The organism is Brevibacillus sp. DP1.3A (assembly GCF_013284245.2).
Classification (GTDB): domain Bacteria; phylum Bacillota; class Bacilli; order Brevibacillales; family Brevibacillaceae; genus Brevibacillus.
Genome location: NZ_CP085876.1, coordinates 4,474,240 through 4,482,500, shown reverse-complemented (window position 1 = coordinate 4,482,500; position 8,261 = coordinate 4,474,240). Strand labels below are relative to the sequence as shown.

Annotated in this window: 6 protein-coding genes and 1 tRNA gene; 5 read left to right on the top strand and 2 right to left on the bottom strand. The window is 48.2% G+C overall.

The features are described 5' to 3' along the window. Positions 1-444: 444 nt before the first annotated feature. The 3 genes from HP399_RS20360 to HP399_RS20350 all read left to right on the top strand — a co-directional run bounded on the left by HP399_RS20360 (position 445) and on the right by HP399_RS20350 (position 3,210). A tRNA-Leu gene (locus tag HP399_RS20360) sits at positions 445-529 on the top strand. 298 nt (positions 530-827) lie between these two features. After that, positions 828-2,066 (top strand): glycosyltransferase family 2 protein, encoded by a 1,239-nt coding sequence (locus tag HP399_RS20355; RefSeq protein ID WP_007724131.1) that lies wholly within the window; start codon positions 828-830, stop codon positions 2,064-2,066. A gap of 175 nt (positions 2,067-2,241) precedes the next feature. After that, positions 2,242-3,210, top strand: coding sequence for a tRNA modification radical SAM protein MnmL/YtqA (locus HP399_RS20350; RefSeq protein ID WP_173620902.1), 969 nt, complete (start codon positions 2,242-2,244; stop codon positions 3,208-3,210). 46 nt (positions 3,211-3,256) lie between these two features. Here the strand turns inward: HP399_RS20350 and HP399_RS20345 are convergent, their stop codons facing one another. Further along, a complete protein-coding gene (locus HP399_RS20345) occupies positions 3,257-3,985 on the bottom strand; it encodes a glycerophosphodiester phosphodiesterase (RefSeq protein ID WP_173620901.1) in 729 nt (242 codons plus the stop codon). 365 nt (positions 3,986-4,350) lie between these two features. Between HP399_RS20345 and ablB the strand changes: the two genes are divergently transcribed. Continuing rightward, positions 4,351-5,196: a putative beta-lysine N-acetyltransferase gene (gene ablB, locus HP399_RS20340; RefSeq protein WP_173620900.1), complete on the top strand. Its 846-nt coding sequence runs from the start codon at positions 4,351-4,353 to the stop codon at positions 5,194-5,196. 4 nt (positions 5,197-5,200) lie between these two features. Here ablB and HP399_RS20335 read toward each other — a convergent pair whose 3' ends face one another. Further along, positions 5,201-6,745 (bottom strand): PucR family transcriptional regulator, encoded by a 1,545-nt coding sequence (locus HP399_RS20335; protein WP_173620899.1) that lies wholly within the window; start codon positions 6,743-6,745, stop codon positions 5,201-5,203. A 156-nt stretch (positions 6,746-6,901) separates the two neighbouring features. Between HP399_RS20335 and HP399_RS20330 the strand changes: the two genes are divergently transcribed. Continuing rightward, positions 6,902-8,254 carry an aspartate aminotransferase family protein gene (locus HP399_RS20330; protein ID WP_173620898.1) on the top strand — a complete coding sequence of 451 codons (1,353 nt, stop codon included), beginning with the start codon at positions 6,902-6,904 and terminating at the stop codon, positions 8,252-8,254. Positions 8,255-8,261: the final 7 nt, after the last annotated feature.

Here is an 8,261-nt window from a genome sequence, read left to right as displayed (position 1 = left end):
ACGTTGTGGCGTCCGCAGGAGGTTTTTTTCGTAGAAGATAACGCGTTTTTCAGGATGCAAACAGAAGCAAGTGATAAGTCATATGGCCCATTTCAAAAAAATAGTAAAAAAACTTTCGTCCACAACTGGAAATATTTTGTCTAATTTGTCATAAATTATGTAAAAAAATCACAGAATATGGCTCCCTTTCTATTCGGAAAATGTGACGAAACGATGATATTTTTGTAGAGAGACGTTTGCATTCTTTCAAAATTTTTGCGACATGTAACTTTCTTTTTCGACAAACGTATCTAATAGAGGACTGGACAAAAAAACGATAGTTTGATAGGAAAAATATGGGCTCCATTCAGTCGAAAACGATATTGACTTGCGAAAATTGATTGTGTATACTCAAAAACGTACTTCGTGTCAACAGAAAAACACGAGTGAAATCAGCGTTTATAGGCGGTCGTGGTGGAATTGGCAGACACACCATCTTGAGGGGGTGGCGGGGCGACCCGTGCGAGTTCGAGTCTCGCCGACCGCACCAATCCCGGAAACAATCAGGAAGAAATGGAAACGAGTGTTTGTATTTTTCTAAATAAACGGAGCCTTTTTCGACAAGGGCTTTTTTTTCTGCCAACTGCGAAGCACTGTCGAATAGAAAGAGAAAAAGGTGGGAAAGGTGATAGCAGTGCCTTGTTTTTTCCCACTTTTGGGTCATTGCTTATGAATCGCATTTGATGTAAACTGCCAATTGAGAGAAAAACAATAGAGAAATGTTGGAAAAACAACACTACCTAAATTCAGATCAGACCCAATCTGGTTTAGGTCGAGGAGAAGAACCCATGAGTGTAATTAGAGAGATCATTGAGGGATTATTCATCGGATTTACTTCTGCGGTGGGTGTAATCGGCACATACCAAACACTAGTTTCTTGTGCAGGCCTGTTCCGCAAAAAAGAGCAAGTAACAACTGAGCCGCAAAAGACGTTTGCTGTGCTCGTGGCAGCTCACAATGAGAGCGCCGTAATTGCTCCGCTTATTGAAAACCTGAAGAAACTCGACTATCCACGTGAAATGTACGACATCTTCGTCATTTGCGACAACTGTACAGATAACACGGCAGAAATTAGTCGGGCGCATGGTGCAATTGCATGTGAGCGTTTTGACACATCCAAGCGTGGGAAAGGCTACGGCATCGAATGGATGCTGGAGAACCTCTGGGCAAGACCTAAGCAGTATGACGCTGTCGTCATGTTTGATGCTGACAACTTGGTTGAGAAAAACTTCCTGAAAGTAATGAATGACCGTCTCAGCAAAGGGGCGCGTGTGATTCAAGGTTACCTCGACTCCAAGAACCCGTTTGATTCCTGGATTACGTTGTCCTATGCAGTTACCTACTGGTTTACAAACCGTATGTGGCAGCTGGCTCGTCACAATTTGGGACTGCCGAATACTTTGGGCGGAACTGGCTTGTGCATTGAGAGCAACCTGCTCAAAGAAATGGGCTGGGGAGCAACCAGTCTCACGGAAGACCTGGAATTTGCAACACGTTGTATTGAACGCGGTATTTACCCGACTTGGGCACATGACACCAAGGTCTGGGATGAAAAACCGATTGATTTAAAATCGTCAATGCGCCAGCGTTTGCGTTGGATGCAAGGGCATTACGATGTGGCAGGACGCTACATTCGAGCTGTTTTGTTTAATGGATTGAAGTCAAGAAAGCTGGGAATGCTTGACGCAGCCTTCTACCTCTTCCAACCGATGTATGTGCTGATGGTGACGATGATGTCGGTATTGTTCTTGGCGAGATTTTTTGATATCGGTACGCTGACAACAGTATCCACGATCTTGCCTACATGGCTGGTATACGGTTCGACTGCCGTGTTCTACCTGTTGCCGATCTTGGCCCTCTATTTGGATAAAGTTCCGTGGAAGGGGTATTTCGGGCTCCTCTTACTACCATTCTTTTTCCTGACCTGGCTTCCGATTATGTTTTACGCGTTCTTTACGAAGAAAAACCAAGAGTGGAGTCACACCTCCCACACACGCGCGATTCGCATCGAGGAGATCCAGCAATAGTGACGTAAACAAGCAAAACCACAGGGGGAATTTTCACCTGTGGTTTTCCTATTATCTTAAAGTAGCGAGACCGTTGCCGAATTTGGTATAATGACGTGATCAAGCAAGTAGCGTTCGCCAACGGGATTAAGGCACCAGCGCCAGACGTAGCGGTGCCCATAGGAGGAAAACAGCAATGAAGCTCGCGACAGATATTCACAACAACGACGTCCCATTGTTGTGGGGCGATAAACGATACCATACATGGAATTATCATTTAAGAGGGACTTTTCACGAAAAGATTTTCAAGGTTCCATTGGATGGCGGTTTTAGTTGTCCGAATCGGGATGGGAAAGTAGCGACAGGCGGCTGCACGTTCTGCAGCGCGAGAGGATCTGGAGATTTTGCTGGTGATCGCAGAATGGATCTGGAAAGACAGTTTCATGATGTGAAAAACCGCATGCATGAGAAATGGCCGCAAGCCAAGTATTTGGGCTTCTTCCAAGCGTACACGAATACGTATGCACCTGTGGAGGAGCTGCGGGAGATGTACGAAGTTATCCTCCAGCAAGAAGGTGTAGTCGGACTCTCCATTGCCACACGACCTGACTGCCTGCCAGACGATGTTGTGGAGTATTTGGCTGAATTGAATGAGCGCACATATTTGTGGGTGGAGCTCGGTCTACAGACAGTCCATGAGCACACAGCCCAGTTAATTAATCGAGCGCACGATTATCAATGCTACGTGGATGCTGTAGAGAGGTTGCGCAAGCACAACATCCGTGTATGCTCTCATATCATCTACGGATTGCCAGGAGAGAGCCACGAAGAGATGATGCAGACGGCAGATGCTGTGGCACATCTGGATGTGCAGGGGATCAAGATACACCTGTTGCACCTTCTGCGCAAAACGCCGATGGTGAAGCAATACGAAGCAGGACTCCTGGAATTCCTGTCACAGGAAGAGTACACGAAGCTCGTTGTGGATACATTGGAAATTTTACCTCCAGAGATGATTGTTCATCGAATCACAGGGGACGGACCACCTGATCTCTTGATTGGACCGATGTGGAGTCGTAAAAAGTGGGAAGTTCTGAATGGCATTGATGCAGAACTGAAAGCGCGGAATAGTTGGCAAGGAAAGTTTTTCGTGCCACGTACGTAATGATGCAGCAACAAAAAGGGAGCCTTTTTAAGGGCTCCCTTCTTTTTTATAGATTGCGAATTAGATTTCTCGCACGCTTCGGGTAATTGGTGATCAGACCATCTACACCACAGTCAATGGCTCGCTGGATTTGCCGACCAGTATTTACCGTCCAGCTCAAAACTTCAAAATGATGCTCCTTTGCTTGTTTGACCAAGTCTTCTGTCAATTGATCAAAAGGGACGTGCAATTGATCAGCTCGATAGCTGCGGGCTACTTCCCAAGGCTTGGCGAGTGGTCCAACATATAAGAGTCCCGTCGTTTGCGTGGCATCCAATTGCTTGATTCGTAAAAGGCTGTCGAAGTTAAATGTTGAAATAATGGTTCGCTCCGTTAGCTGATATCGCCTGATTTGTTCGATGACGAGCTCCTCTAAGTGGGGTTGATCCAGGAAAAAATTTTTCATCTCGATGATGAAGCGCAGTGGTGTGTCGACAAACGTCTGGAATACCTCCTGCAGGGTTGGAATGTGGGCTTTTGGTACTCGCATAGACGAGTCTTTATCCGCACGAAGCTGACGCAGTTCACGCAATGTGTAATTTCGCACCAATCCAGAACCATTGGTCGTACGCTCCAGGCTGTGGTCATGAATGACAGCCAGCTTATTATCACTGCTGAGCTGGACGTCCAATTCGATCCCATTGGCTCTTCTGCGGACGGCTGCTTGAAACGATTCCATCGTATTTTCCGGATACAGGCCGGAAGCGCCACGATGGCCATAGATAAGTGGGGGCACGAGGGCTTCCTCCCTTCTCGAGCGTGTGTCACCTACTACCATGATATGTAAAAGGCCCCTCGATACGACCTGACATGAGAGGCATCTCCAGGAGTCTATCCGATTATGACGAGTACGATGACCAAAAGGACAAAGAGGACAAGGATCAGGGCAAAATTGTTATTGCAGCTCACAAAAAACACCCTCCTTCTCGCACATGAAGCATCTACTATCATGGTATGAAGAACGAGTAAATATGACCCAACAATATGCCCACCTTGTGTTTTTTTGTGCATGAGGAACGCTTTTTTATACAGATTGGCAGATGACGGCCTTACTTGTTTTGCTACAATGAGAGGAGGAGTACTGTAGGGGAGGATGAAGACGTGATAAATGTTGTAGGCGCACAGGACGCTGGCGACCTGATCATTGATCGGCAAAATCGCCGGGTAAAGCTGCACGTATATGAACCATCACAAATCGAGCAGTGGGATCGGGTCATGAAGGAGCTGGCCGAAGAGTCAGAGGCAACAAAAGTCATTGTGTACGGGAAGAAACAAGATATTCCGCAATGGCAATCCCTGGGTTACGAGCTGGAGGGAACCATCGATGGTTTTTTTCTAGGGGATAACGCACAGATGCTCACCTGCTATCTGACGAAAGAGCGGGCTACCTCTGGTGCAGCAAAACTTGCCGAGGAAATTCTTACGCTGAGCCTGTCAAAAGCGGGGAGTACGATAGAGAAATCATTACCCGAGGGATACCACCTGCGTGAAGCAACGGAGGCAGACGCGAAGGAATTGGCGTGTTTGTATGGACTGGTATTCGCGACGTATCCTACACCGATGAACGATCCGTCCTACATTCGCAAAACCATGCAAGAAGGCACCATCTACTATGTCGTTGAATTTGAAGGCAAGATTGCATGTGCTGCGTCAGCTGAAGTATCCGAACGATTTGGTTCAGCGGAAATGACGGATTGCGCGACCCATCCAGACCATGCGGGGAAAGGTCTCCTCCAACCGCTGTTTATCGCGCTGGAACAAAGGATGGAGGAGGCGGGGATTTACTTTTTGTACACCTTGACCCGGGCACAATCTGCAGGAATGAATGTGACGGCTGCCAAAATGGGCTATGCATACCGCGGACGGCTAATTAACAATTGTACGATCTTTTCAGGTTATGAAGACATGAATATATGGGTAAAGCCACTTCGCCCCACGAGGGAATAACAGGCTACCTGTTTGTAGGATACAACTGCTGTTGCAGACGACGGGCCATCAGGGCCAACTGAAGCTGCCAGCGTTGATGAGCATCCTCCAGGCGGTAGCCTGTTTTTTCTTCAATTTGGGTCAACCGGTACTTGAGCGTATGTCGATGGATATACAAGGCTTGCGAGGTCTGTAGACCGTTTCCATTCTGGGCCAAATACACTTCAAGTGTTTCGAGAAGCTGTTGATTGTATTTCGTATCATAGCGAATTAATGGTTCCAGCAATGGGTTCCACAGGCGGAGCAAGCTTTCTTTTTCACGATGGTACGGAAATAAAAACTGATAGCCCTGCATATCCCGGTATCGCAAAATTTGCGGGGATTGGGCCAACAGCGGGTACGCTTGTAGAGCAAACATCGCTTCTTCAGAGGCACTGACGACGTTTGGCAATTGCTCACAGGGATTGCTCAAGGCGATCTGTAGGTCAAGTGAAGGGTGCAGCCCTCTCCAGCGGGAAGTGAGCTGTTCCAGCAAGCGAAGGCTCGTCTGATCATCCGGCAAAATAAACAAGAGGCAATGTGGCCGCTCGCGCAGCAAATAAGAGCGCTGATGACGATCGCTAAGCCTCCGCATCAACGTAATGACACTTTGATGCATGTCTCCGAGCATCGTCTGATCGGTTACCTCTACGCGAACAGCGACACAGAGATGATGTCCAGCAAGCGGGTACCCCAGCATGCGACAACGGCTCTCCAGCTCCGTATGGGTCATCTGTTGTCCGTTCAGCAGTTCCTCCACAAAATCCCCTTTTAACCGCCATTCCGTTGCGGCTACGGCTCTTTCTTTCACATATTCGAGTGCACATAAGGTAGCAGCATGCTGTAGAGCGACGTCATCGAGTTCTTTCCAGGCGTGTTCGGGCTTGGCTAATGTCAACGTGCCAAAATGCTCGCGATTGGCGCGAATCGGTACACGATGCGCGATTTCCTGAGACTGATCATGCGGCAGTGCTTCCGAACTGCCATGCTGTGTGACTTCAAAGCCTAATGCATCGACGAGCGACACGACGCCTTCCGTAAGTGCAGCGAGCTCGCCTGCGATGGCGGGAAGGCCTCCTTTGGACAGGGCAGCTTCAATCATTCGATTATGAATCGCCGAGGAATAGGCCAGCGTTTCAAATTGCCGATTCATGATCGGCTGCAAGATGGCTTTGGTTATGGTTGAAAAGTTTATCTCCGTGGGAATTTCAATCAATGGAAGTTGATAATGATCCGCCAAAGTCAAAAACGTCTCGGGAATTTCCCGTAAATAAAAGCCCGTATGAATCGCAACGCCACTCAGCTTTTGCTTCGCCAACGAAGGAATAAAAGAAGCGAGCTTTTCCGTATGTTCAGCCAGCCCAAAGCCGGTTGTAATCAAAAATTCGCCTTCCTGCAAGCGACTCGTATCCTCCAGCACCTCGACAATTGTCACCCAACGAATCGGATTGTCCAGTCCGCCTGCTCCTGCGATCAGCCTGGTGTGAACCATGTCCGGCAGTTGCAGCGCTTCTCTTATCGTGATGGTCATCAGGTATCTCCTCCAAAAGCCTCGGTAAAGGTTCTCTTATACAAAATGTACAAAAGATTTTGTCTCTTTTCCATGTTTTTTTGCCAGCACGTAGGATGGCTCTTGCGTGCTGGTCAGCTAGGATAGAGGTAGAGAATAAGCGAGGTGGCGACGAAAATGACAAAAAGCTATGTAATCAAGCCTGAATTGGGCAAAGAGTATCCAGTTATTTCTCACGGAAAAGGCATCTATCTTTACGATAAAGAGGGGAATCGTTACATCGACGGTTCCAGTGGAGCGGTGACGGCAAGCATTGGTCACGGTGTAGAAGAAGTGGCTGAGGCGATGTATGCACAAGCCAAGGAGGTTTCCTTCGTATACCGCTCGCATTTTAGCAGCGATGCTGTGGAGAAGCTGGCTACAAAGCTGGCTGAGTGGGCACCAGGCTCACTGAACTGGACGTTTTTTGTCAGCAGCGGTTCGGAAGCAACAGAGACTGCACAAAAAATCGCGATTCAATATTGGCAGGAAAAAGGAAGACCAACGAAAAACCGGATTATCTCCCGCTGGATGAGCTATCACGGGATTACAATGGGTGCACTTTCGATGTCTGGACACGTCTTGCGCAGAAAGCGGTTCACCTCATTATTGGCTGACTATCCGGCAATCACAGGACCATATCCGTATCGCAAACCAGAAGACATGTCCCTCGAATCGTATGCGCTTGCGTGTGCAAACGAACTGGAGACCGCAATTTTGCGCGTCGGACCTGAGCAGGTAGCCGCATTCATCGCAGAACCGGTCATCGGGGCTTCTGGTGGAGCGGTCGTGCCACCAGATGGTTACTTCCAACGCATTCGCGAGATTTGCGACAAGTATGAGGTTCTGTTTATCGCAGACGAAGTGATGACAGGGGTAGGTCGCACGGGGAAAGCGTTTGGGATCGACCATTGGGGCGTCGTACCTGACCTGATGGCATTGGGAAAAGGCATGAGTGCCGGTTACACGCCTATGGCTGCTACGATTGTCTCTGACAAAATCATTGAGACCATTACAAAAGGCAGCGGCTCGATTATGGCAGGACATACGTATAGCGCCAATCCACAATCTGCTGCTGTTTCTCTGGCTGTCCTCGACTATGTGGAGAAGCATCAGCTAGTCGACAAAGCAGCAGAACAAGGAGCCTATTTGCTTGCAAGCCTAAAAGAACTGGCTAACGAGCTCCCGTTGATCGGAGATGCACGTGGTCTTGGCATGCTGTGCGCGCTGGAATTTGTGAAAAACAAGCAGACAAAAGAACCGTTTGCGCTTTCGCAAGGAGTTGGCGTGAAGGTCATTGAAAAAGCATTTGAAAAAGGCTTGCTTATTTATCCTGCAATGGGCGGAATCGAAGGGGTGGCAGGAGACGCTGTCATCATCTCACCTCCACTGACCATTACTACGGAGCAAATCGATGAGCTGATATCTATGCTGAAAGAAGCAGTGATAGCTGTTCAGCAAGAGCTCCAAGACAAGGCACTGATCGGATAGAGAAGGA